The 21498-nt window shown below is 68.3% G+C and carries 23 protein-coding genes and 1 pseudogene; 16 read left to right on the forward strand and 8 right to left on the reverse strand.

Annotated features, from left to right (window positions below; all coding sequences use genetic code 11):
• Nucleotides 1-125 precede the first annotated feature (125 nt).
• The gene (gene lon, locus AC5Y2S_RS21000; RefSeq protein WP_499958109.1) at nucleotides 126-2438 is read right to left on the reverse strand and encodes an endopeptidase La; all 2313 of its coding nucleotides are present in this window, start codon (nucleotides 2436-2438) and stop codon (nucleotides 126-128) included.
• A 153-nt stretch (nucleotides 2439-2591) separates the two neighbouring features.
• Nucleotides 2592-3836 carry an alpha-hydroxy acid oxidase gene (locus AC5Y2S_RS21005; protein ID WP_499958111.1) on the reverse strand — a complete coding sequence of 415 codons (1245 nt, stop codon included), beginning with the start codon at nucleotides 3834-3836 and terminating at the stop codon, nucleotides 2592-2594.
• Nucleotides 3837-3854: 18 nt separating this feature from the next.
• On the opposite strand from AC5Y2S_RS21005, the gene AC5Y2S_RS21010 reads away from it, so the two are divergent.
• The gene (locus AC5Y2S_RS21010; protein ID WP_499958113.1) at nucleotides 3855-4292 is read left to right on the forward strand and encodes a DUF1810 domain-containing protein; all 438 of its coding nucleotides are present in this window, start codon (nucleotides 3855-3857) and stop codon (nucleotides 4290-4292) included.
• Here AC5Y2S_RS21010 and AC5Y2S_RS21015 read toward each other — a convergent pair.
• From AC5Y2S_RS21015 to AC5Y2S_RS21025, 3 genes are read right to left on the reverse strand one after another with little or no spacing between them, the layout of a single operon-like run.
• Nucleotides 4289-5584 carry an alpha-amylase family protein gene (locus AC5Y2S_RS21015; RefSeq protein WP_499958115.1) on the reverse strand — a complete coding sequence of 432 codons (1296 nt, stop codon included), beginning with the start codon at nucleotides 5582-5584 and terminating at the stop codon, nucleotides 4289-4291. The genes AC5Y2S_RS21010 and AC5Y2S_RS21015 overlap by 4 nt on opposite strands.
• 10 nt (nucleotides 5585-5594) lie before the next feature.
• On the reverse strand, nucleotides 5595-6131 hold the full coding sequence (locus tag AC5Y2S_RS21020; RefSeq protein WP_499958117.1) for an alkyl hydroperoxide reductase: 537 nt from the start codon (nucleotides 6129-6131) through the stop codon (nucleotides 5595-5597).
• A 9-nt stretch (nucleotides 6132-6140) separates the two neighbouring features.
• A complete protein-coding gene (locus AC5Y2S_RS21025) occupies nucleotides 6141-6728 on the reverse strand; it encodes a peroxiredoxin (RefSeq protein ID WP_499905861.1) in 588 nt (195 codons plus the stop codon).
• A gap of 101 nt (nucleotides 6729-6829) precedes the next feature.
• Between AC5Y2S_RS21025 and AC5Y2S_RS21030 the strand changes: the two genes are divergently transcribed.
• Genes AC5Y2S_RS21030 through AC5Y2S_RS21045 form a run of 4 tightly spaced genes read left to right on the forward strand, consistent with a single transcriptional unit; the run spans nucleotide 6830 to nucleotide 9721 of the window.
• Nucleotides 6830-7774, forward strand: coding sequence for a hydrogen peroxide-inducible genes activator (locus AC5Y2S_RS21030; RefSeq protein WP_499958118.1), 945 nt, complete (start codon nucleotides 6830-6832; stop codon nucleotides 7772-7774).
• Nucleotides 7775-7800: 26 nt separating this feature from the next.
• Entirely contained in the window at nucleotides 7801-8502 is a 702-nt protein-coding gene (locus AC5Y2S_RS21035; RefSeq protein WP_499958120.1) for an EthD domain-containing protein, read from the forward strand.
• Between the two features lie 9 nt (nucleotides 8503-8511).
• A complete protein-coding gene (locus AC5Y2S_RS21040; RefSeq protein ID WP_499958122.1) occupies nucleotides 8512-8955 on the forward strand; it encodes a PPOX class F420-dependent oxidoreductase in 444 nt (147 codons plus the stop codon).
• A gap of 16 nt (nucleotides 8956-8971) precedes the next feature.
• Nucleotides 8972-9721 (forward strand): enoyl-CoA hydratase/isomerase family protein, encoded by a 750-nt coding sequence (locus tag AC5Y2S_RS21045; protein WP_499958124.1) that lies wholly within the window; start codon nucleotides 8972-8974, stop codon nucleotides 9719-9721.
• On the opposite strand, the gene AC5Y2S_RS21050 is transcribed toward AC5Y2S_RS21045, so the two are convergent.
• On the reverse strand, nucleotides 9722-9901 hold the full coding sequence (locus tag AC5Y2S_RS21050) for a (2Fe-2S)-binding protein (RefSeq protein ID WP_499958126.1): 180 nt from the start codon (nucleotides 9899-9901) through the stop codon (nucleotides 9722-9724). It lies immediately after the preceding gene.
• A 236-nt stretch (nucleotides 9902-10137) separates the two neighbouring features.
• On the opposite strand from AC5Y2S_RS21050, the gene bfr reads away from it, so the two are divergent.
• The 9 genes from bfr to AC5Y2S_RS21095 all read left to right on the forward strand — a co-directional run bounded on the left by bfr (nucleotide 10138) and on the right by AC5Y2S_RS21095 (nucleotide 18386).
• Entirely contained in the window at nucleotides 10138-10617 is a 480-nt protein-coding gene (bfr, locus tag AC5Y2S_RS21055; RefSeq protein ID WP_499958128.1) for a bacterioferritin, read from the forward strand.
• A 65-nt stretch (nucleotides 10618-10682) separates the two neighbouring features.
• Nucleotides 10683-12779 (forward strand): MDR family MFS transporter, encoded by a 2097-nt coding sequence (locus AC5Y2S_RS21060; protein WP_499958130.1) that lies wholly within the window; start codon nucleotides 10683-10685, stop codon nucleotides 12777-12779.
• Nucleotides 12776-13270: a carboxymuconolactone decarboxylase family protein gene (locus AC5Y2S_RS21065; protein ID WP_066932920.1), complete on the forward strand. Its 495-nt coding sequence runs from the start codon at nucleotides 12776-12778 to the stop codon at nucleotides 13268-13270. Before AC5Y2S_RS21060 ends, AC5Y2S_RS21065 begins: the two co-directional genes overlap by 4 nt.
• Nucleotides 13271-13370: 100 nt before the next feature.
• Complete coding sequence (locus AC5Y2S_RS21070; RefSeq protein ID WP_499958132.1) at nucleotides 13371-14261, forward strand: TIGR03854 family LLM class F420-dependent oxidoreductase; 891 nt, start codon at nucleotides 13371-13373, stop codon at nucleotides 14259-14261.
• 22 nt (nucleotides 14262-14283) lie between these two features.
• On the forward strand, nucleotides 14284-15636 hold the full coding sequence (locus AC5Y2S_RS21075; RefSeq protein WP_499958134.1) for a type I glutamate--ammonia ligase: 1353 nt from the start codon (nucleotides 14284-14286) through the stop codon (nucleotides 15634-15636).
• A complete protein-coding gene (locus tag AC5Y2S_RS21080) occupies nucleotides 15633-16727 on the forward strand; it encodes an amidohydrolase family protein (protein ID WP_499958136.1) in 1095 nt (364 codons plus the stop codon). The genes AC5Y2S_RS21075 and AC5Y2S_RS21080 overlap by 4 nt, the downstream gene beginning before the upstream one ends.
• 30 nt (nucleotides 16728-16757) lie before the next feature.
• On the forward strand, nucleotides 16758-17600 hold the full coding sequence (locus AC5Y2S_RS21085; protein ID WP_499958138.1) for a lysophospholipid acyltransferase family protein: 843 nt from the start codon (nucleotides 16758-16760) through the stop codon (nucleotides 17598-17600).
• Entirely contained in the window at nucleotides 17600-18034 is a 435-nt protein-coding gene (locus AC5Y2S_RS21090) for an SRPBCC family protein (RefSeq protein ID WP_499958140.1), read from the forward strand. Before AC5Y2S_RS21085 ends, AC5Y2S_RS21090 begins: the two co-directional genes overlap by 1 nt.
• Nucleotides 18035-18194: 160 nt before the next feature.
• On the forward strand, nucleotides 18195-18386 hold the full coding sequence (locus AC5Y2S_RS21095; RefSeq protein WP_499958142.1) for a hypothetical protein: 192 nt from the start codon (nucleotides 18195-18197) through the stop codon (nucleotides 18384-18386).
• Between the two features lie 138 nt (nucleotides 18387-18524).
• Here AC5Y2S_RS21095 and AC5Y2S_RS21100 read toward each other — a convergent pair whose 3' ends face one another.
• Complete coding sequence (locus AC5Y2S_RS21100; RefSeq protein WP_499958144.1) at nucleotides 18525-19247, reverse strand: ubiquinone/menaquinone biosynthesis methyltransferase; 723 nt, start codon at nucleotides 19245-19247, stop codon at nucleotides 18525-18527.
• A gap of 142 nt (nucleotides 19248-19389) precedes the next feature.
• On the opposite strand from AC5Y2S_RS21100, the gene AC5Y2S_RS21105 reads away from it, so the two are divergent.
• Together AC5Y2S_RS21105 and AC5Y2S_RS21110 are read left to right on the forward strand one after the other, a co-directional pair.
• Entirely contained in the window at nucleotides 19390-19593 is a 204-nt protein-coding gene (locus tag AC5Y2S_RS21105; protein ID WP_499958146.1) for a hypothetical protein, read from the forward strand.
• Between the two features lie 203 nt (nucleotides 19594-19796).
• Nucleotides 19797-21275, forward strand: a complete 1479-nt coding sequence (locus tag AC5Y2S_RS21110; RefSeq protein ID WP_499958147.1) for a PE domain-containing protein — start codon at nucleotides 19797-19799, stop codon at nucleotides 21273-21275.
• An 18-nt stretch (nucleotides 21276-21293) separates the two neighbouring features.
• Here the strand turns inward: AC5Y2S_RS21110 and AC5Y2S_RS21115 are convergent.
• Nucleotides 21294-21383: pseudogene (locus AC5Y2S_RS21115) on the reverse strand (nuclear transport factor 2 family protein); the annotation flags it as partial.
• Nucleotides 21384-21498 lie beyond the last annotated feature (115 nt).

Here is a 21498-nt window from a genome sequence, read left to right on the forward strand (position 1 = left end):
CGAGGGAAGGGGGATGACCCCCTGGTCCCTCGGCTACCCGAGTCGGCCGAGCCGAAAACACGCTCGGGCCGATTGATTCGCAGCAGACTCCCAGGCTTTCGACAAGCGACTGGCAGCCGGCGCCCCTAGGCGGCGACGGTCGCGGCCTGTGGCACGGGTTCGAGCGCTTGCGCGACGATGTCGGCGACGTCCGTCATCGGCTTCACCTCCAGCGCGCCGAGCACCTCCGCCGGGACGTCGTCCAGGTCCGGCTCGTTGCGCGACGGGATGAACACGGTTGACAGGCCGGCACGCTGGGCGGCCAGCAGCTTCTGCTTCACGCCGCCGATCGGCAGCACCCGCCCGTTCAGCGTGACCTCGCCGGTCATCCCGACGTCGGAGCGCACCTGGCGTCCGGTCGCCATCGACACCAGCGCGGTCACCATCGTGACGCCGGCCGACGGCCCGTCCTTGGGCACCGCGCCCGCGGGCACGTGCACGTGGATGCGCCGGTCCAGCGCCTTGGGGTCGACCCCCAGCTCCGCGGCGTGCGAACGCACGTAGGACAGCGCGATCTGCGCCGACTCCTTCATCACGTCCCCCAACTGACCGGTCAACTGCAAACCGGGCTCGCCGTCGGTGGCGCCCGCTTCGATGTAGAGGACGTCGCCGCCCAGGCCGGTCACGGCCAGGCCGGTGGCCACACCGGGCACCGCCGTGCGTTCGGCGGACTCGGGCGTGAACCGCGGACGGCCCAGGTAGCCGACCAGGTCGGGCTCGTCGATCGTCACCTGTTCGTCGGCGATCTTGGTCGTCACCTTCCGCAGCGCCTTGGCCAGCAGCCGCTCGAACTGACGAACCCCCGGCTCGCGCGTGTAATCCGCCGCGATCTTGCGCAGCGCGGCGTCGGTGACCGTGACCTCGTCGTCGTTCAGCGCCGCCCGCTCCCGCTGCCGGGGCAGCAGGTAGTCGCGGGCGATGGCGACCTTGTCGTCCTCGGTGTAGCCGTCGATAGTGACCAGCTCCATGCGGTCCAGCAAGGCCGACGGGATGTTTTCGATCACGTTGGCGGTGGCCAGGAACACCACATCGGACAGGTCCAGGTCCAGATCCAGGTAGTGGTCGCGGAACGTGTGGTTCTGCGCCGGGTCGAGCACCTCGAGCAGCGCCGCGCTCGGGTCGCCGCGGTAGTCGGATCCGACCTTGTCGATTTCGTCTAGCAGCACGACGGGATTCATCGATCCCGCCTCGCCGATCGCGCGCACGATCCGGCCCGGCAGCGCGCCCACGTAGGTGCGCCGGTGCCCGCGGATCTCGGCCTCGTCGCGCACGCCGCCCAGGGCGACGCGGACGAACTTGCGGCCCAGCGCCCGGGCCACGCTCTCACCCAGCGACGTCTTCCCGACGCCGGGGGGACCGGCCAGCACCATCACGGCGCCGGAACCCCGCCCGCCGACAACCTGCAGCCCGCGCTGCGCACGCCGGGTGCGCACCGCCAGGTATTCGACGATGCGGTCCTTGACGTCGTCCAGCCCGTGGTGGTCGGCGTCCAGGACGCCCCGCGCCGCGGCCAGGTCCGTCGAGTCCTCGGTCCGCACGTTCCAGGGCAGGTCGAGCACGGTGTCCAGCCAGGTGCGAATCCAGCCGCTCTCCGGGCTCTGGTCGCTCGAGCGTTCCAGCTTGCCGACCTCGCGCAGCGCGGCCTCGCGCACCTTCTCGGGCAGGTCGGCCGCCTCGACGCGGGCCCGGTAATCGTCGGACCCGTCTGGCTCGCCCTCGCCCAGCTCCTTGCGGATCGCGGCCAGCTGCTGGCGCAGCAGGAACTCCTTCTGCGTCTTCTCCATGCCGTCGCGGACGTCCTCGGCGATCTTCTCGTTGACCTCGACCTCGGCCAGATGCGAGCCGGTCCAGTCGATCAGCACGCGCAACCGCTCGGCCACGTCCACGGTCTCCAGCAGCTGGCGCTTCTGCACGTCGGTCAGGTACGACGCGTAGCCGGACGTGTCCGCCAGCGCCGACGGGTCGGTCAGGCTGTTGACGTAGTCGACGATCTGCCAGGCCTCGCGGCGCTGCAGCATGGCCAGCAGTAGCTTCTTGTATTCCGCGGCCAGGGCCTTGATCTCGTCGGTCGGCTCCGGCTCCGGCGCCTCGGTCACCTCGACCCACAGCGCGGCGCCGGGCCCGGACGCGCCCGCCCCGATGTGTGCGCGACGCTCGCCACGCACGACGGCGGCGGTGCCACCGCCGGCGATCCGGCCGACCTGCAGAATCTTCGCGATCACGCCGTGGCTCGGGTACCGGTCGTCCAGCCGCGGGGCGATCAGCAGCTGCCCGGACTCGCTGGCCTGCGCGGCGTCGATCGCCGCCCGGGCGGCGTCGTCCAGCGCAATCGGCACCACCATTCCCGGCAACACGATCGTCCCGGTGAACAACACCGGCACGGACTTGGCTTCAGCCATTCGATCCTCCAAAAGTTGAGTCTGCTGCGCTTAACCCAGCCGGGCACGGGTTTGTTCCCAGGCGTGGTTTCGCCACGAGCGTGAGGCTGGCCGCACGTTGGACGACGGGCGTGCGGGCAGCCGCACGCTCGGCTCACGCGGTGGCTAGGGGCGTTACGCTGGCGGCGAAATCGGTCCCAGCCGCCGCAGTTGCGTCACGTGCTTGGGCGACAGCTCCTCGAGGCAGGTGGCGCCCAGTAGTCCCATCGTCCGGATGATCCCGCTCTGCAGGATCTCAATGGCGCGGGCCACACCCGCCTCGCCGCCGGCCATCAGCCCGTACAGGTAGGCCCGCCCGACCAGCGTGCACCGGGCCCCGAGCGCGATCGCCGCGACGATGTCGGCTCCGGACATGACGCCGGTGTCCACCAGGATCTCGGTGTCCTTGCCCAGCTCACGCGCGACCGTCGGCAACAGGTGGAAGGGCACCGGGGCCCGATCCAGCTGGCGCCCACCGTGATTGGACAACACGATCCCGTCGACGCCACGGTCGACGACGGCGCGGGCGTCCTCGATCGTCTGGATCCCCTTGACCACCAGCTTGCCGGGCCATTGGGCCTTGATCCACTCCAAGTCATCGAAGGTCAGGCTCGGGTCGAACATCGTGCTGAGATACTCGCCGACCGTGCCCGACCAGCGGTCCAGCGACGCGAAGGCCAGCGGCTCGGTGGTCAGCAGGTCGAACCACCACTTCGGGTGCGGCACCGCGTCCAGGACGGTACGCAGCGTCAGCGTCGGCGGGATCGTCATGCCGTTGCGGTTGTCGCGCAGCCGCACGCCCGCCACCGGCACGTCGACGGTGGCCAGCAGCGTGTCGAATCCCGCGTCGGCCGCGCGCTTCACCAGCGCCATCGAGCGGTCCCGGTCGCGCCACATGTAGAGCTGGAACCACTTGCGGCCCTGGGGAACCGCCGTGACGAGGTCTTCGATCGCCGTGGTTCCCAGGGTGGAGAGCGAGAACGGTATCCCCGCCCGCGCGGCCGCCCGCGCGCCGGCGATCTCGCCCTCGGTGTGCATCAACCGGGTGAATCCGGTGGGCGCGATCCCGAACGGCAACACGACCGGCTGGCCCAGGACGTTCCATCCGGCGGTGACATTGGAGACGTCACGCAGGATGGTCGGGTGAAACTCGATGTCGCGGAACGCCTGTCGGGCCCGCGCGATGGACAGCTCGTCCTCGGCGGCGCCGTCGGTGTAGTCGAACGCCGCCCTGGGGGTGCGGCGTTTGGCGATGCGGCGCAGGTCCTCGATGGTGTACGCGGCTGCCAGGCGGCGCTTGGTCGCGTCGAGTTGCGGCCGTTTGAACTGCATCAGCGGCGCCAGGTCGCGCACCTTGGGCATTCGTCGCTTGACGGCCATGTATGCAACCGTAGTCATGTGGCATCGGCAAGCGACCCTTTCGATCTGAGACGTTTCGTGTCGGCACAGTCCGGGATCTACCGCGCCGCCGTCGAAGAGCTGCGCAATGGACGAAAACGTGGTCACTGGATGTGGTTCGTCTTCCCACAACTGCGCGGGCTGGGCAGCAGTCCGATGGCGGCCCGCTACGGCATCACGTCGCTCGAGGAAGCCCGCGCCTATCTGCAGCATGAGCTCCTCGGGTCGCGACTACGCGAGTGCACTCGGCTGGTCAACGAGGTGCGGGACCGCTCGATCATCGACATCTTCGGTTCGCCCGACGACCTCAAGCTGCGCTCGTCGATGACGCTGTTCGCCCACGCGACCGACGACAACCACGACTTCGTCGCCCTACTCGACAACTACTTCTACGGCCAGGAGGACCCTCTGACCTTGGCGCGGCTGACAGGCCCCTAGGCCGGGCCCAGAATCCGCCAGCCGTGCGGCTCGACGACCACCGCGTCGACGACTTCCTGTGGCGGCGCCGAGGAGCCGGCGAGCACCTGCAGGTGGGCCGTGCCGAGCTCCGAGAGCGGCACGCGCATCGGCTCGTCGCCGATGTTGAGCGCGACCAGCAGCGCGTTGTCACCGCCGCGCGTCTCGTAGACGTAGTGCCGATTTTCCAGCCGCAACGCGGTCGTCGAGGCCGCGTGCAACCACGGGTGACGGCGGCGCAACCCGACGAGGAACTGGTGCAGTCTCCACATCTCGGCGCCGAACGCATCCAATTCCACTGGGGGAGTGCCGAACTCGGGGCGCACCGCGTCGTCGCCGCCGTACCGCTCCTCCTTGATGCCGCGGAACCCCAGCTCGTCGCCGGCGTACACGCTGGGCACCCCACCCACCGTCAGCAGGATCGCCAGCGCGTGGGCCACGTGCCCGGGTCGGTCGAGCCGGCTGGCGATGCGGGTGACGTCGTGATTGCCGATGAACGTCAGCGGGGCGAAGGTGGCCAGAAACTCGTTGTGCCGCTGCAGCGCCCAGTCCAGCTCGAAGAAGTTGCCGTCGTTGAGGCTGCTCCAGATGGCCTTCCAGAGCTCGTACTGGGTCGCCGAGTCGAACTTCGCCGCCTCGACCACCGCGGCGTAGTCGCCATGGATGAGCTCGCCGACGAACCAGGCATCCGGATGCTGTTCGCGCACCCGTGGCAGCGTCGACGCCCAGAATTGTTGCGGCACAATGTAGGCCGCGTCGAGGCGCCAGCCGTCCGCGCCGCGGCGCAGCCAGTGGGCCATCACGTCGGCGACGTAGTCGACGACCTCGGGGTTGTCATGGTTGAGCGTGATGAGTTCCGAGTGGCCCTCAAAGGTACCGCCGCTGAACCACCCCGGCACCTCGTCGCGATAGCGCGTAAAGTCCAGGCCGACGTGATTGAACACGCCGTCGAGCAGGATGCGCAGGCCGCGACGGTGGGCCTGGGCGACAAGGTAGTCGAAGTCGGCGTCATCCCCGAGCCGCGGATCGATCCGGTAGTGATCGGTGGTGTCGTAACCGTGTGTGCGGGAGGCGAATATCGGGCCCAGCGCGATTCCCGACGCCCCCAGCGCGATGGCATGGTCGAACCAGTCGACGAGCCGTCGCAGCCGATGTTGGCTCGGCTGCGACGGCTCGGACGGCTCCGGCTCGGACGATTCCGGAAACGCCCCGACGAATCCCAGCGGATAGACCTGCCACCAAATCGCGTGCTCGATCCAGGCGGGTTTCGTCACAACGGCGCGATCAGCCGACGGCGGCCAGTGTCTGGGCGGCGACGATCGCTTGCGCCACACCGGCGACGATCGCCGCGGCCTTCAGCGCCTCGAGGATGGCCTCGCGGTCCACGCCCGCCTCGCGCAGCGTGTGCTCGTGGGCGACGACGCAATGCGAACACCCGTTGATCGACGACACCGCGAAGGACCAGAGCTCGAAATTCGCCTTGTCCACACCCGGATTGCCGATGATGTTCATCCGCAACCCGGCCCGCAGATCGTCATACTGGCCGTCCAGGAAGCCGCGGCCCCGGTAGAACACGTTGTTCATGCCCATGACGGACGCGGCTCCCAGTGCCGCCTGGTACGCCTCGGCCGACAAGTAGTCGCCGGCCTCGGCGCCAATCTCGGCCAGCACCTGGGTGTTTCGCGTGGCCGCGGCGCTGGCCAGCAGGGTGCCCCAGAGCTGCTCCTCGTTCAGCACCGTGCTGCGCGTGATCGAGCCCAGGTTGAGCTTGAGGTCCTTGGCGTATTCGGGCAGCGCGGCCTTGAGGTTCTCGACGCTCATCTCGCCCCCTTATGCCGATGCCTTGAGCAGCTCGCCGGCGTCGATGGTCGGGTCGCCCTTGCGCCAGTTGCAGGCGCACAGCTCGTCGGATTGCAACGCGTCCAGGACTCGCAGCACCTCGTCGACGTTACGCCCCACGGATCCCGCGGTCGCCGAGACGAATTGGATTTCGTTGTTCGGATCGACGATGAAGGTGACCCGGTCGGCGACGCCGTCGGCGTTGAGCACGCCCGTGGCCAGCGAAAGCTCCCGCTTGATGTCCGAAAGCATCGGGAAGGGCAGCTTCTTGAGGTCTTCGTGCTGCGCGCGCCACTGGAAGTGCACGAACTCGCTGTCGATCGAGACACCGAGAACCTGGGCGTCGCGGTCGGAGAACTCGTCGTTGAGCTTGCCGAACGCCGCAATCTCCGTCGGGCACACGAAGGTGAAGTCCTTGGGCCAGAAGAAGATCACGCGCCACTTGCCGTCGTGGTCCTCGTTGGTGATGGTGGTGAAGTAGTCGCCGGGTTGCTTGGCGTCGACCTTCGACAGGTCACCGCCGATCAGCGCGGTGAGCTGGTAGGCGGGGAATTGGTCGCCGATTGTCAGCAGGGACATATCGCTCCTTAACTGGAATTATTCAAGATTAGCCGTCTGTAACCATGATGCCGCCCCACGCATTTGAAGTAAAGGTGATATATCACACTATACTTATTGGTATGACCGATAAGACCTATCAGCCCACCGTCGCCGGTCTCCGCGCGTTCGTCGCGGTCGCCGAGAAGCAGCATTTCAGCAGCGCCGCAACAACTCTCGGCGTGAGCCAGTCGACGCTGTCCCAGGCGTTGGCGGCGCTGGAGGCGGGGCTGGGCACGCAGCTGATCGAAAGATCGACCCGGCGTGTCTTCTTGACGACGGAGGGCACGCAGCTCCTGCCGCGGGCCCAGGCCGTGGTCGAGGCCGTCGACGCGTTCAGTGCCGCGGCCGTGGGCGCATCCGATCCGCTGCAGGCCGGCGTGCGGTTGGGACTGATCCCCACCGTGGCGCCCTACGTGCTGCCGACGGTGCTGGCCGGGCTGGCCGAGCAACTGCCGTCGCTCACGTTGCGGGTGATCGAGGATCAAACCGAGCGGCTGCTCAGGCTGCTGCGTGAGGGGGCGCTGGACGCGGCGCTGATCGCGTTGCCCGCCTCCGACGTGCCGGGTGCGGGAATGACGGCGATCCCGATCTATGACGAGGACTTCGTGCTCGCGTTGCCGCCGGGGCATCCGCTGGCGGGCAAGCGCCGCGTGCCCGCGACCGCGCTGGCCGAGCTGCCGCTGCTGCTGCTGGACGAGGGGCACTGCCTGCGCGACCAGGCGCTGGACGTCTGCCAGAAGGCGGGCGTGCGGGCGGAGCTGGCCAATACCCGCGCCGCGTCGCTGGCCACCGCGGTGCAGTGCGTGACCGGCGGGCTGGGGGTGACGCTCATTCCGCAGAGCGCGGTGCCGGTCGAGGCCGCCCGCAGCCGGCTCGGGCTCGCGCAGTTCGCCGCGCCGCGCCCGGGGCGGCGGATCGGGCTGGTGTTTCGCTCCTCGAGCGGCCGCGACGAGTCCTACCGGCGACTGGCGGCGACGATCGGCAAATTGATTGGCCAGGAACACGAGGTACGCCCGGTCAAATGACCGATTGCCGGCGGTAAGTTCGGCGCATGGAAAAGGTAATCGCGGTACTGATGCGCCCGGAGCCGGACGACGACTGGTGCGCCCGCCAACGGGGTCAGGTCGCCGACGCGCTGTTGGAACTGGGCCTGTTCGGGCTGCAGGTGAACGTCCGTGACAGCGCGGTGCGTCATTCGCTCATGACGCTGACGACGATGGACCCGCCGGCGGCCGCGGTGGTGAGCATGTGGACCCAGCAGTGCTATGGCGACCAGATGCAGGCGGCGCTGAAGTTCCTCGGCCAGGAATGCGAGCAGCTGGCCGCGTACCTGGTGACGGAGTCGGTCCCGCTTGCCGCGCCGCCGAGCGAACCCGGTTGTCGGACAACGGGTCTGGCCAACATCGCGTTGCTGCGCCGGCCCGCGGATCTGGACCAGGCGACCTGGCTGGCCCGGTGGCAGGGCGACCACACCTCGGTGGCCATCGAGACGCAGTCGACGTTCGGCTATACCCAGAACTGGGTGGTGCGAGCTCTCACCCAGGACGCGCCGGGAATCGCGGGCATCGTCGAGGAGTTGTTCCCCGAGGAGGCGATCACCGATCTGAAGGCGTTCTTCGGTGCCGCCGACGACGACGACCTGCAATACCGGCTCGGCCGGATGGTCGCCAGCACAACTGCATTCGGCGCCAACGAGAACATCGACACGGTGCCGACCAGCCGCTACGTGTTCAGGACACCATTCCGGGATTGAGGATCGCTCATGACAACGCTCGACGAGGCAGTGGCGCTGGCCAAGGAAGAAAGCGGTCTAGCCGTGGTCTCGACGATTCGCGCCGACGAAACCGTGCAGGCCTCGCTGGTCAACGTCGGGCTCCTGCCGAACCCGGCCACCGGTGAGCCCAGCTTGGCCTTCACCACCTACGGCAAGGTCAAGCTCGCCAACCTGCGAGCACGCCCGCAACTGGCCGTCACGTTCAAGAACGGCTGGCAGTGGGCGACGGTCGAGGGCCGTGCGGAGCTGGCCGGCCCGGATGACGCGCCCGGTTGGCTGAAAGACGCCGACCAGTTGCGGCTGCTGCTGCGCGAGGTGTTCACCTCTGCCGGCGGCACCCACGACGACTGGGACGAATACGACCGCGTCATGGCCAAGGAGCGTCGCGCGGTGGTGTTGATCGCGCCGACCCGCGTCTACAGCAACGGCTGACCGTTAGGCTGCAGCGGTGACGCTGCAGATCGACGACAAGAACCGGGTACGCACCCTCACGCTCAACCGGCCCGAGGCGCTCAACGCGTTCAACGAAGCGTTGTATGACGCCACGGCGGACGCGCTCCTCGCCGCCGCCGACGATCCCGAGGTCGCCGTCGTCCTGCTGACCGGCGCGGGCCGCGGGTTCAGCGCAGGCACCGACCTCGCCGAGATGCAGGCGCGGATCACCGACCCGGGCTTCGCGCCCGGAAAGCACGGCTTCCCCGGCCTGATCGACGCGCTCGCCGCGTTCCCGAAGCCGCTGATCTGCGCGGTCAACGGCGTCGGCGTGGGGATCGGCGCGACCATCCTCGGGTACGCCGACCTGGCGTTCATGTCGTCGACGGCGCGGCTGAAGTGCCCCTTCACCAGCCTGGGCGTGGCCCCCGAGGCGGCCTCGTCGTACCTGCTGCCGCAGCTGGTGGGCCGGCAAAACGCCGCCTGGCTGTTGATGTCCTCGGAATGGGTCGACGCCGACGAGGCGCTGCGGATGGGTCTGGTCTGGCGGGTCTGCGACCCGGAGGACCTGCTACCCGAGGCACGCCGCCACGCGGAAGTCCTTGCGGCCCGGCCGATTTCGAGCCTGATGGCCGTCAAGCACACGATGATGGAACCGGTGCGTCCCGAGATCGCCGCGGCCAGCGCACGCGAGGGCGCTCACTTCGCCGAATTGATGGGCGCACAGGCCAACGCCGCGGCCCTGGCGGACTTCAACAAGCGCTAGCTATTTGGCGGGCTCGAATTGGCGCGAGGCGGCGATGATCGCGCGCAGGGTGCGCCTGCAGCGCCCGCAGTCGCCGCCGGCCCCGCACGCCTCGGCGACCTCCTTGGACGTCGACGCTCCCTGCGCCACGACGTCCGACACGGTTTGATTGGTGGCCCCGACGCACAGGCATACGTACATCAGCGCACCCCTCGGGTGCGGGCGTAAGCCGAGCGAACCAGCCGCATGTTAGCGAAGTCTACCCTAAGTAGGTTAGCGACGCCTAACCCCAAAAAAGTGACTCGCGCGACACACTGAGCACAGCCATACCTTCCTGGAAGATTCCCATCGGGCATGGCAAAGTGCTGGTAGCGCCCGGTGTTTCAGCCCAGCCCGCCGCCGGCGCGAGACGTGACAGCCCTCAGATAGGAGTGACGATGCAAGGTGATCCGGACGTTCTGCGTCTGCTCAACGAGCAGCTGACCAGCGAGCTCACCGCGATCAACCAGTACTTCCTGCACTCCAAGATGCAGGACAACTGGGGCTTCACCGAGCTGGCCGAGAAGACGCGGGAAGAGTCGTTCGACGAGATGCGGCACGCCGAGGAGATCACCGACCGCATCCTGCTGCTGGACGGGTTGCCGAACTACCAGCGCCTCTTCTCGTTGCGCGTCGGCCAGACGCTGCGCGAGCAGTTCGAGGCCGACCTGGCCATCGAATACGAGGTGCTGGATCGGCTCAAGCCGGGGATCATCATGTGCCGCGAGAAGCAGGACAGCACCAGCGCGAACATCCTGGAAAAGATCGTGGCCGACGAGGAAAAGCACGTCGACTACCTCGAGACGCAGCTGGAGTTGATGGAAAAGCTCGGGGAGGAGCTGTACTCGGCGCAGTGCGTGTCTCGGCCGCCGAGCTGACGAGTTGATTGCCGCCGCCTGACGCTGGGCACCCGTATGCATCGGGCGCCGACGGAAGGGCAGGCATGACGAGCACGACACCGGCTGCGGTTCCGACCCGCCAGGCCGACGAGTCCCCGCACGGCGAAGCCGCGGTCAACCCGCAGCGACGGAATTTCATCTTCGTGGCGGTCCTGCTCGGCATGCTCATGGCGGCACTGGACCAGACGATCGTTGCCACCGCGCTGCCGACCATCGTCGCCAACCTCGGCGGGGCGGGCCATCAATCGTGGGTGGTCACCAGCTACCTGCTGGCGTCGACCATCATGACCGCCCTCGTCGGCAAGTTCGGTGACCTGTTCGGCCGCAAGCGGGTGTTCCAAGCGGCGGTGGTGTTTTTCGTCGGCGGGTCAGTGCTGTGCGGGCTTTCGACGTCGATGGGCATGCTGGTGGCGGCGCGCGCGCTGCAGGGCATCGGCGGCGGCGGGCTGATGGTGACCGCCATGGCGCTGATCGGCGAGGTGATTCCGCTACGGGACCGCGGCCGCTACCAGGGCGCGATGGGCGCGGTATTCGGCGTCACCACGGTGATCGGGCCGCTGCTCGGCGGGTACTTCACGGACCACTTCACCTGGCGCTGGGCGTTTTGGATCAACGTGCCGATTTCCGTCGTGGTCTTCTTCGTGGCGGCCGCCGCCATCCCGGCGCTGTCCGACCGCAGCAAACCGGTCATCGACTACGTCGGGATCCTGTTCGTCGGGCTGGGTGCCTCGGGCCTGACGCTGGCCACCAGCTGGGGCGGCACCACGTATCCGTGGGGCTCGGCGACGATCGTCGGGCTGTTCATCGGTTCCGCGGTGGCCCTCGGGATCTTCGTCTGGGTCGAAAGCCGCACGGCCGCACCGATTCTGCCGACCCGGTTGTTCGGCAGCCCGGTTTTCACGGTGTGCTGCGTGCTGTCCTTCGTGGTGGGGTTCGCGATGCTGGGCGCCCTGACGTTCCTGCCCACCTACATGCAGTTCGTCGACGGCGTCTCGGCCACCACGTCGGGCCTGCGCACGCTGCCGATGGTGGTGGGGATGCTGACCACGTCGATGGGCAGCGGTGTGCTCGTCGGCCGCACGGGCCGATACAAAGTCTTTCCCGTCGCCGGCACCGCGGTGATGGCGGTGGCGTTTTTCCTGATGTCGCGGATGGACCCGTCGACGTCGGCGTTGGTGCAGTCGCTCTTCCTGGTCATCCTCGGCGCCGGGATCGGGATGTGTATGCAGACGCTGATCCTCATCGTGCAGAACACCTCGAGCTTCGACGACCTCGGCGTCGCCACCTCGGGCGTGACGTTCTTCCGCACCATCGGAAGCTCTTTCGGCGCAGCGATATTCGGTTCGCTGTTCACCAATTTCCTGCACAGCCGGATCGGTCCGGCCCTGGCCGCCGGCCGCGCGCCGGCCGCGGCGGCCGCGTCACCCGAGACGCTGCACCGGCTGCCTCGCGACATGGCCGCGCCGATCGTGCGGGCCTACGCCGACTCGCTCACCCAGGTATTCCTGTGGGCGGTTCCGGTCGCGCTGGTCGGGTTCGTGTTGGCGCTGTTTCTGCGCGAGGTGCCGCTGCGGGGCATCGGCAACAACCGCGGCGACATCGGTGAGGCGTTCGCCATGCCCAGCAGCCAGTCGCCCGACGAGATGCTGGAGGTCGCCATCGCGCGCATGTTGCGCGGCGAGCCCGGCATCCGGCTACGCAGCATCGCGATGCGACCCGACTGCCGCCTCGACGTGGCCGGGCTGTGGGGCGTCCTGCGCATCAACCGCTACCGCCAGATGTACGGCACGGCGCGGCTCACCGACATGGGCGAATACCTGCACATCCCGTTCGAGGTGCTGGAGCCCACCTTCTCCCGCCTCGTCGCCGCCGGTTACGCGCGGGGCGACGGCGACGAATTGTGGCTGACACCCGCCGGGGCCCAGCAGGTCGACTATGTCCAGGCGCTGCTCGTGGCCTGGCTCGTCGACAAGCTGGAACGCTCGCCCGGCTTCGAGGGGCGCCCCGACCGCAGGCAGGTGCAGGCCGCGCTCGAACGCGTCGCGCATCGCGTGCTGGCCCAACGTGATTGGGACGACGAGACGCCGACGGTGGCCATCAAGGCGATAGGTGCGGGGGCCGGGCGTACCATCACGCCATGAGCCGAATCGGAACGTTCGCTGACGACGACATCTATGGCTGGGCCGCGAAGTCTCCCGACCTCGGCGGCGCGATCGCCAACTTCAGCCAGGCGGTCTACACCAAGAACCGGCTGCCCATGCGCACCCGAGAACTGGCGCGCACGGTCATCGCCCACGACAACGAATGCACGGTGTGCATGAACACCCGCGACGCCGACGGACCCGCGGCGGGCGTGGACGAGGAACTCTACGAGCACGCACTCGAGTGGCGCACCTGGCCGGGGTACAGCGAACAGGAGCGCCTGGCGGCCGAGTTCGCGCACCGCTTCGGCACGGAACACACCAAGCTGCGCGACGACGAGGACTTCTGGGCCCGCGCCAACGAGCACTTCTCCGAGGAGCTGCTCGCCGACCTCGCCATGTCCTGCGCCCTGTGGGTCGGGATGGGGCGGATGCTGCGCACCCTCGACATCGGCCAGGCCTGCAAGCTCACGTTGCCCAGCCGGGCGTAGGCGTCGCGACACTGCAACGGCTGCGGCGGCGCGCCGGAAAACGTCGCAGCCATTTGAGCCTCGCGGGCACAACGGGCACACCGCCGGCGTTGCGATACCTGTGAAGATTCGCTTCGGCGTCGGGCTGGGCGCGGACACCGCGCCGGACCGGCTCGCCGGCATCGTCGACCACCTGGAGAGCAGCGGGGTTGACTCGCTGTGGTTCTCCGAGCTGGTCTACTCCCCGGCGGTCGATCCGGTGGTCGGCATGGCCTACGCGCTGGCCCGGACGACCCGGTTGAAGGTGGGCACGTCGGTGGCCGTGCTGCCCGGACGCCACCCGGTGCTGGTGGCTAAGCAGCTGGCGTCGCTGGCGGCCGTCGCCCCCAAGCGGGTCCTGCCCGTCTTCGGTCTGCGTTCGGCGATCCCGGCCGAGCGTGAGGTGTTCGTGGTCCCCGACGGGGAACGCGCGGCGGTGTTCGACGAGGCGCTGCGGGTGCTGCGCGCGGCGCTTGTCGACGATTCGGCCAGCTTCAAGCCGTTTAAAGGCCGGTATTTCACGGTGAGCGGGGCGGCGGTCGCGCCGCGGCCGATGCCGCCGCTGGACATCTGGTTGGGCGGCTCGGCACCGGCGGCGTTTCGGCGCATCGGCGCGCTGGCCGACGGCTGGCTCGGCAGCTTCCTCACCCCGGCCGAGGCGCGCGCGGGGCGCGAGGCGATCGAACGGGCCGCACAGCGGGCCGGACGGCGAATCGAGCCCGACCACTACGGCATCTCGCTGGCCGTCGCCGACGGCGAGCTGTCCCCGCAGCTGGTGGCGGCGGCCCGGCTTCGTCGCCCCGGACTCGACCCTGGCGAGCTGATCGCCGCCGATTGGGATCAGTTGCACCGCCAACTCGACGCCTACCTCGAGGCGGGGCTGACGAAGTTCGTCATCCGGCCCGCGGGCAAAGCGCCGCTGGACGGTTTCCTCGACCGGTTCGCGGCCGAGTTGGTCCCCCGCCAGAACTGACCGACTTGCCACAATGGCTGCCATGACAGCCCCGCCCCTTGCCGCCGCCGCGATCGCCCAGCTGGAGGGCGAAGGCGTCGACACCGTCATCGGCTCCGTGGTGAACCCCGCCGGTCTCACACACGCCAAGACCGTGCCCATCCGGCGCACCAACACCTTCGCCGATCCCGGCCTGGGCGCCAGCCCGTCCTGGCACGGATTCGCCATCGACCAGAGCGGCATCGCCTTCAGCGACGACGTCGGGGTGGTCGGCGACCAGCGGCTGCGCATCGACCTGTCGGCGATGCGGATCGTCGGCGACGGGCTGGCCTGGGCGCCCGCCTCGTTTTTCGAGCAGGACGGCACGCCCGTTCCGGCGTGCGCCCGGGGAACGCTGGGCCGGATCGAGGCGGCACTCGAGGAAGCGGGCCTCGAGGCGGTCATCGGGCACGAGATCGAGTTCCTCCTCGTCGCCGCCGACGGCGGCCGGCTGCCGGCAACGCTGTGGGCGCAGTACGGCCTCGCCGGCGTGCTCGAACACGAGGCCTTCATTCGCGACGTCAACGCCGCGGCCACGACGGCCGGTGTGGCGATCGAGCAGTTCCACCCCGAGTACGGGGCCAACCAGTTCGAGATCTCGCTGGCGCCGCTGGCTCCGGTCGCCGCCGCCGACCAGCTGGCGGTGACCCGGCTCATCATCGGCCGCGCCGCCCGCCGTCAAGGGCTGCGCGTCAGCATGTCGCCGGCGCCGTTCGCCGGTAGCGTCGGATCCGGCGCGCACCAACACTTTTCGCTGGCGAGCGCCGACGGGCCGCTGTTTTCCGACGGGCCCGGACGAGCGGGCATGACCGCGGCGGGGGAGAGCGCCGTCGCCGGAGTGATCGGTGGCCTGCCCGAAGCCCAGGGCATTCTCTGCGGATCCATAGTGTCGGGTCTACGGATGCGGCCCGGGAACTGGGCCGGCGCCTACGCGTGCTGGGGGACCGAGAACCGGGAGGCGGCGGTGCGGTTCGTCAAGGGCGGCCCCGCGAGCCCGCGCGGCGCCAATGTCGAAGTCAAGATCGTCGATCCGTCGGCCAACCCCTACCTGGCGACCGCGGCGATCCTCGGCCTGGCGCTCGACGGGATCAAGCACCAGGCGCCGCTGCCGCCGGAGATCACCGTGGACCCGGCCAAGCTGTCCGAGTCGGAACGCGCCGAGGCCGGCATCGTGCTCCTGCCCGAAGCCCAGTCGGAAGCCCTTGCTGCGCTTGATGGTTCGGCCTTGCTGCGGGGCATCCTGGGCGACGCCGCGGTCGACATGGTCGTCGCGGTCCGCCGCCTGGAGCATGAGCGCTACGGCGACCTCGATCCGGAGCAGCTGGCGGACAAGTTCCGGATGGCCTGGAGCCTGTGAACGCCCTGGCCGAACACATCGATCAGGTGGCGCTGATCGACCAGCACGTGCACGGGTCCTGGTTGGCGGCGGGGGATAGGGCGCGGTTCGAGAACGCCCTCAACGAGGCCAACACCGAGCCGCTCACCGATTCGGGCTTCGACTCCCAGCTCGGCTTCGCCGTGCGCGCCCATTGCGCACCCCTCCTCGGGCTGCCCAAACACGTTGAACCGCAAGCCTACTGGGAACGCCGCAGCCAGCACACCGAGGCGGAGCTGGCGCGCCTGTTCCTGCCGGCCGCCCGGGTCAGCGACTGGCTGGTGGACACCGGTATCGACGGGGTCGCCGGCGTCGCCGAGCTTCGCGAGTGGTCGGGCAACCGCACCCACGAGGTCATCCGGCTCGAGCAGGTGGCGGAGCAGGCCGCGCAGGCGCCGGGTGACTACGCGTCGGCCTTCGAGCAGATCCTGCACCGGCGCGCGGCCACCGCGGTCGGCACCAAGTCGATCCTGGCCTACCGCGGCGGGTTCGACGGTGACCTGAGCGAACCGTCGGCGCCCCAGATCGCCGAGGCCGCGGGCCGGTGGCGCGACGACGGCGGCACCCGGCTACGGGATCGGGTGCTGCTGCGGTTCGGGCTGCACCAGGCGCTGCGGCTGGGCAAGCCCCTGCAATTCCACGTCGGCTTCGGCGACCGGGACTGCGATCTGCACCGGGCCAACCCGCTGCTGCTACTCGATTTCCTGCGCCAGTCTGGGGGCACGCCGATCGTGCTGTTGCACTGCTATCCCTACGAGCGCGAGGCCGGCTACCTGGCGCAGGCGTTCGACAACGTCTACGTCGACGGGGGGCTGAGCGTCAATTATCTGGGGGCGCGCGCCCCGTGGTTCATCGCGCGGCTGCTGGAAATGGCGCCCTTCCGCAGGATCCTGTACTCATCGGACGGGTACGGCCCCGCGGAGTTGCACTTTCTCGGTGCGACGTTGTGGCGCAAGGGTATTCATCGCGTGTTGAGCGGATTCGTCGCCGACGAAGAGTGGAGCCGGGACGACGCGATCCGGGTGGTCGACCTCATCGCCCGTGACAACGCCGCCCGCATCTACCGCGTTTGACGCCCTGTAGCACCGGGGTACCCCGCCGTGATGGCGACCGTGGGGGGCGTCTTGGAATGGGCCCGCAACCAGGTGGTGTCGCGGGTCCCGAAAGCCGACCTGGACCAGCGCGACCCCGACTACATCCGCGACCAGCTTCCGGGCACCTGGCTGCTGGCGTCGCTGTACTTCCGGGCGGACGTGCGCGGCCTGGACCGGATTCCGGTCGACGGGCCGGTGCTGTTGGTCGGTAACCACAGCGGCGGCAACGTGCCCCCGGACACGTTCGTGTTCACGCTCGCGTTCTGCTCCTACTTCGGCGTCGAGCGGCCCTTCTATCAGCTGGCCCACAACCTCGTCGTGTCGGCGCCGCCGCTGGGCTGGCTGCGCAAGTTCGGCACCGTCGCCGCCAACCCCGAAAACGCCCGCCTGGCACTGGAATCCGGCGCGGCGCTGCTGGTCTATCCCGGCGGCGACTACGAGGTCTTCCGCCCGTCGTGGGAACGCCACAAGGTCGACTTCGGCGGCCGCATGGGCTACGTGCGGCTGGCGCGCGAAACGGGCGTGCCGATCGTCCCCGTCGCCAGCGTGGGCGGCCAGGAGAGCGCGCTGTTCCTCAACCGCGGACAGTGGCTGGCCAAGCTGCTGATGGCGGACAAGTTGCTGCGGCTCAAGAGCATCCCGATATCGCTGGCGCTGCCCTGGGGCCTCAACATCAGCGACCTCGCGGGCCACATCCCGCTGCCGACGAAGATCGTCATCGAGGTGCAGCACCCGATCGACGTCGACGGCTCGGAATTCGAAGACCAAGCCGTGCACGACAAGGTGATGGCCAGCCTGCAGGGCGGCGTCGACCGCCTGGCCGCCGAGCGTCGATTCCCGGTGATCGGCTGATGCGCGTCGAACGCCGCTGTGTCATCAACTCCGACCGCGACGCGGTCTGGAAGATCGTCAGCGACCCGGACTGCTACCCGTCCTTCATGACCAGCCTCGAGCGGTGGGAGTCGTCCAACGACATCGACCGCGGCCTCGGGGCCCGCTACACCGTGCACTGGAAGATCGGCTCGGTGCCGGTCGGCGGGCTGATCGAGGTGGTCGAGTTCGACGACCGCCGCGACGTGGCGTGGGTGGGCATCACCGGGGTCAACCTGCGTGGGCGCATCCGGCTGCGCGACGGCACCGACGGCAAGACCAAGGTGACGTTCCGGCTGTCGTATCAGGCGCCCGGCGGATTGATCGGCTACATCGCCGACCGCATCGCGGTGCGTCAGGTGGGCCGCAACCTGTCCGCAACCCTCAAGTGCCTCAAGAGCCTGGCCGAGTCCTAGACTCGCCGGAGAACGGGATTTTCACAATTGCTATTGTGAATAAGCCGCAGCAGCATCTACGCTTTCATTGACGAATCGGGCCGCGTCGCAGGCAAGATCAGGAGCAATGGGGAGGTTTGGGGGCGATGTTGTCCCGCACCACACCAGTTGTAGCCGTCTCATGACTGTCGCGTCCCTGAGCCAGCGCCTGGGTGAGTTCGCCATCGAGTTGCGCCGGTTGGCCTACACGATGCCGAGCGGGCACGAGGACCCGCTGATCCACCTGAGCGAGCGGATGCTGGGCTATGCCAGGGAACAGGCAGCTGAAGAGCCGCAGCTGCGCTCCAGTGGCGGTCAATCGACCTTGGGGTAAGTGCTTTTCGGTGCCGTGGTCGGAGCAGCGTTAGAGCGGTATGGACCGCCGCAGCTTTCCGCTGCCAAGGAGCGACGCCCCGGCGGTCGCACTACCAAATCCGTTGCTGCCGAGGCTATTAGCTCCGTCCAAGTGCAGTCAGGCGGCGTCGCGCGAACCGAAATGAACGGTCGCGAACCCGTTGCTCAACGAGACGTAGCCGGCGTCGACGAAGCCCGATTCCAGCATCGTCTTGGTCAGCCCGTCCGGCGACAGCCAGGTGCGGATCGAATCGGAGGTGTAGTGGTGGGCGTCGCGATGCCAGGCCACGGCCCAGCCCACCGCCGGCATCAGGACGAAGTACAGCGCGTCGTGCAGGAGCGTCAGCGTCTTCGAGTTCGGCTTGCTGAAATCGAGGACCATCAACCGGCCGCCCGGCCGCAGGACGCGCCGGAATTCGCGCAGCGCCCGGCCGCGGTCCGCGACGTTGCGCAGCCCGAAGCTGATCGTCACGACGTCGAACGACGCATCCGGGAAGCGCAGGTCCATGGCGTCGCCCTCCTCGAACTCGACGCCGCCGCGCTGTCGCCCCCGGGCGACCGCAAGCATCGCCGCACAGGAGTCAACGCCGACGACCCGGCCGTTCGGCCCGACCGCCGCCTGTTCCAGGAACGCGAGGTCGCCGGTTCCGGTCGCCACGTCCAGCACCCGTTCGCCCGGCCGCAGGGCGCAAAGCTCCATGGCCTGGCGCTTCCACAAGCGATGCAGCCCGAGGGTCCACAGATCGGTCATCACGTTGTAGCGCGTCGCGAGCGCCGAAAACAGCTCCTTGACGTAGCTGCTCTTGGCCTCGTCGGACTCGTTCCATCGCCGGGTGATCATCGGATCCGCACACCCCTTCCGATCGAGGTCGGGTTGGTTCCAGCTCGACGGTCGGCGTTGCCGACGCCATGATGCCTGTCTAACATGTGTTTAATAGCCTTGACTACTGGTAGGGGCCAGCGACGATCCGAAGGCATCCGCCATGCTGCATTTACTGCCCAAATCTCACTCCCCATCCGATTCCGTGTCGCCCGACGCCGAGGCCCACCACCACTGGCCCGGCGCCTCGGTTATCGCGGCGATCGGGCACATTCACATCGGGCTGCCCGAGCCGCGGACCTACCCGCTGCACGAGCCCCGATTTTTCGAGGACGAGCTGATGTCCCGCCTGATGGAGCAACTCTGAATCATTCTGCGCGGTAACCGTTTTCGACGGCCTCCGCCCGATTGTGCGCGGCAGCGGAGCGCATCCGACCTTCAACACCAACTGCAACTGCCTTCCAGGTCCTGGCGAGCGGGTGAACGTTTGGTTGAAACGCCGATTGCCGGTGCGTGATGGCGATAAAGTGACCGTCCGCCGGGGGTTGGATATCGAGCAGGAGCACAGCGATGTCGTATCTGGTGGCGGCCCCGGAATTCTTGGCGTCGGCGGCGACGGACTTGTCCAACATCGGCTCGGCGGTCACCGCAGCGAGTGCGGCGGCCGCCGCCCCCATCAGCGGGGTACTGGCCGCGGCGCAGGATGAGGTGTCGGCCGCCATCGCGGCGCTGTTCTCCGCCCACGGTCAGGGCTTTCAGGCAGTGAGCGCTCGGGCGGCGGCGTTCCACGCCGAGTTTGCGCAGGCCGTGAACGGGGCCGGGATCACCTACGCGATGGCCGAGGCGACCAACGCGTCGCCGTTGCAGGCAGTCCGGCAAGGCCTGGTGGCCGCGGCCCCGACCTTCGACTTGGGTCTGGGCAACCGGGGCACCAACAACGTGGGTAACGGAAACACCGGCAGCTCCAACCTCGGTACGGGAAACACCGGCGAGCGGAACATCGGCGCCGGCAACGGAAACGCCCTGCACCCCAGCGTCGGAAACGTCGGCAGCGGAAACACCGGCAACCTCAATTTCGGGAGCGGAAACACCGGCAGCCTCAATGTCGGCTTCGGGAACACCAACTCTGACTTCACCACGCCGCCTGGCAGCCCCTTGAGCAACATCGGCTTTGGCAACACCGGCAACGCCAACTGGGGCATCGGAAACCATGGCGACTCGAACGTCGGCGGCGGGAACAACGGCTTCGGCAACACGGGCGCCGGCAACAACGGCAACGCCAACATCGGCTTCGGGCTCACCGGCGACAACGAGATCGGCATCGGTGAGACCTACTACAACTACTCAACCGGCCAATTCCACTTGGGCGGCCTGAACTCGGGCAGCGGCAACATCGGCATCGGCAACTCCGGCACCGGCAACATCGGTTTCTTCAACTCCGGCAACGGCAACATCGGCATCCTCAACGCGGCCATCAACACGCCGGGCGGCCATGGCAACTTCGGCATCGGGAACTCCGGCCTGGGGAACATCGGGTTCGGGAACTCCGGCACGGCCAACTTCGGCTACGGCAATTCCGGCGTGCTGGACACCGGGTTCTTCAACTCGGGGCAGTTGGACACCGGCTTCGGGAATGCGGGCGGCACGCTGGATACCGGCGGCAACACGGGCTTCTGGAATTCGGGCAACACGAACACGGGCTGGGGGAATTCCGGCAACGTCAACACCGGCATCTGGAATTCCGGCAACGTGAACACGGGCCTGGGCCTGAGCGGTGACAGCGGGCTGACCACGTCGGGCTTCGGCAATACCGGCTTCGACGTTTCGGGCTTTGGAAACACCGCCAGCGGTGGCACCACGGCCGACGGCTTTATGTCGGGATTTGGAAACAACGCCTACGGCAGCACGGTGAACGGCCTGGTCTCGGGCTTCTTCAACACCGGGGTCCCGAGCGCCTCCAATCCCGGCATATCCGGTCAGGTCTCGGGCTTACTCAACGCCGGCAATCTCATATCGGGCTTGTTTGGCCTGAGCAACTTCTTCAAGTAACTCTCGGCGACACCGTCGTCAAACCAACGCCGTTGCGTCGAAAACCCAGCTGGTGTCGGCGGTCGCCAAGTTCTCGAAGTGGTTGGGCGGCGCGAAGGCCACGAGGCTTCCCTGGGCATCTTCTACCCGCGTCTGTGGCCGGTGGTTGGCCGAGGAAACCTGAGCCGCGGGCCGCGACGTGGTCCGCCCGACCCGCGGAGTTCACACGGCGGAAACCCATGAT

The sequence above is a fragment of the Mycobacterium sp. NGS69 genome (assembly GCF_059812165.1).

Bases quoted from the DNA above. Each gene is read 5' to 3' on its own strand.
- lon (WP_499958109.1), bottom strand. From the start codon at position 2,438: ATGGCTGAAGCCAAGTCCGTGCCGGTGTTGTTCACCGGGACGATCGTG.
- AC5Y2S_RS21005 (WP_499958111.1), bottom strand. From the start codon at position 3,836: ATGGCCGTCAAGCGACGAATGCCCAAGGTGCGCGACCTGGCGCCGCTG.
- AC5Y2S_RS21020 (WP_499958117.1), bottom strand. From the start codon at position 6,131: ATGAGCGTCGAGAACCTCAAGGCCGCGCTGCCCGAATACGCCAAGGAC.
- AC5Y2S_RS21025 (WP_499905861.1), bottom strand. From the start codon at position 6,728: ATGTCCCTGCTGACAATCGGCGACCAATTCCCCGCCTACCAGCTCACC.
- AC5Y2S_RS21030 (WP_499958118.1), top strand. From the start codon at position 6,830: ATGACCGATAAGACCTATCAGCCCACCGTCGCCGGTCTCCGCGCGTTC.
- AC5Y2S_RS21035 (WP_499958120.1), top strand. From the start codon at position 7,801: ATGGAAAAGGTAATCGCGGTACTGATGCGCCCGGAGCCGGACGACGAC.
- AC5Y2S_RS21040 (WP_499958122.1), top strand. From the start codon at position 8,512: ATGACAACGCTCGACGAGGCAGTGGCGCTGGCCAAGGAAGAAAGCGGT.
- AC5Y2S_RS21050 (WP_499958126.1), bottom strand. From the start codon at position 9,901: ATGTACGTATGCCTGTGCGTCGGGGCCACCAATCAAACCGTGTCGGAC.
- bfr (WP_499958128.1), top strand. From the start codon at position 10,138: ATGCAAGGTGATCCGGACGTTCTGCGTCTGCTCAACGAGCAGCTGACC.
- AC5Y2S_RS21060 (WP_499958130.1), top strand. From the start codon at position 10,683: ATGACGAGCACGACACCGGCTGCGGTTCCGACCCGCCAGGCCGACGAG.
- AC5Y2S_RS21065 (WP_066932920.1), top strand. From the start codon at position 12,776: ATGAGCCGAATCGGAACGTTCGCTGACGACGACATCTATGGCTGGGCC.
- AC5Y2S_RS21075 (WP_499958134.1), top strand. From the start codon at position 14,284: ATGACAGCCCCGCCCCTTGCCGCCGCCGCGATCGCCCAGCTGGAGGGC.
- AC5Y2S_RS21085 (WP_499958138.1), top strand. From the start codon at position 16,758: ATGGCGACCGTGGGGGGCGTCTTGGAATGGGCCCGCAACCAGGTGGTG.
- AC5Y2S_RS21090 (WP_499958140.1), top strand. From the start codon at position 17,600: ATGCGCGTCGAACGCCGCTGTGTCATCAACTCCGACCGCGACGCGGTC.
- AC5Y2S_RS21095 (WP_499958142.1), top strand. From the start codon at position 18,195: ATGACTGTCGCGTCCCTGAGCCAGCGCCTGGGTGAGTTCGCCATCGAG.
- AC5Y2S_RS21100 (WP_499958144.1), bottom strand. From the start codon at position 19,247: ATGATCACCCGGCGATGGAACGAGTCCGACGAGGCCAAGAGCAGCTAC.
- AC5Y2S_RS21105 (WP_499958146.1), top strand. From the start codon at position 19,390: ATGCTGCATTTACTGCCCAAATCTCACTCCCCATCCGATTCCGTGTCG.
- AC5Y2S_RS21110 (WP_499958147.1), top strand. From the start codon at position 19,797: ATGTCGTATCTGGTGGCGGCCCCGGAATTCTTGGCGTCGGCGGCGACG.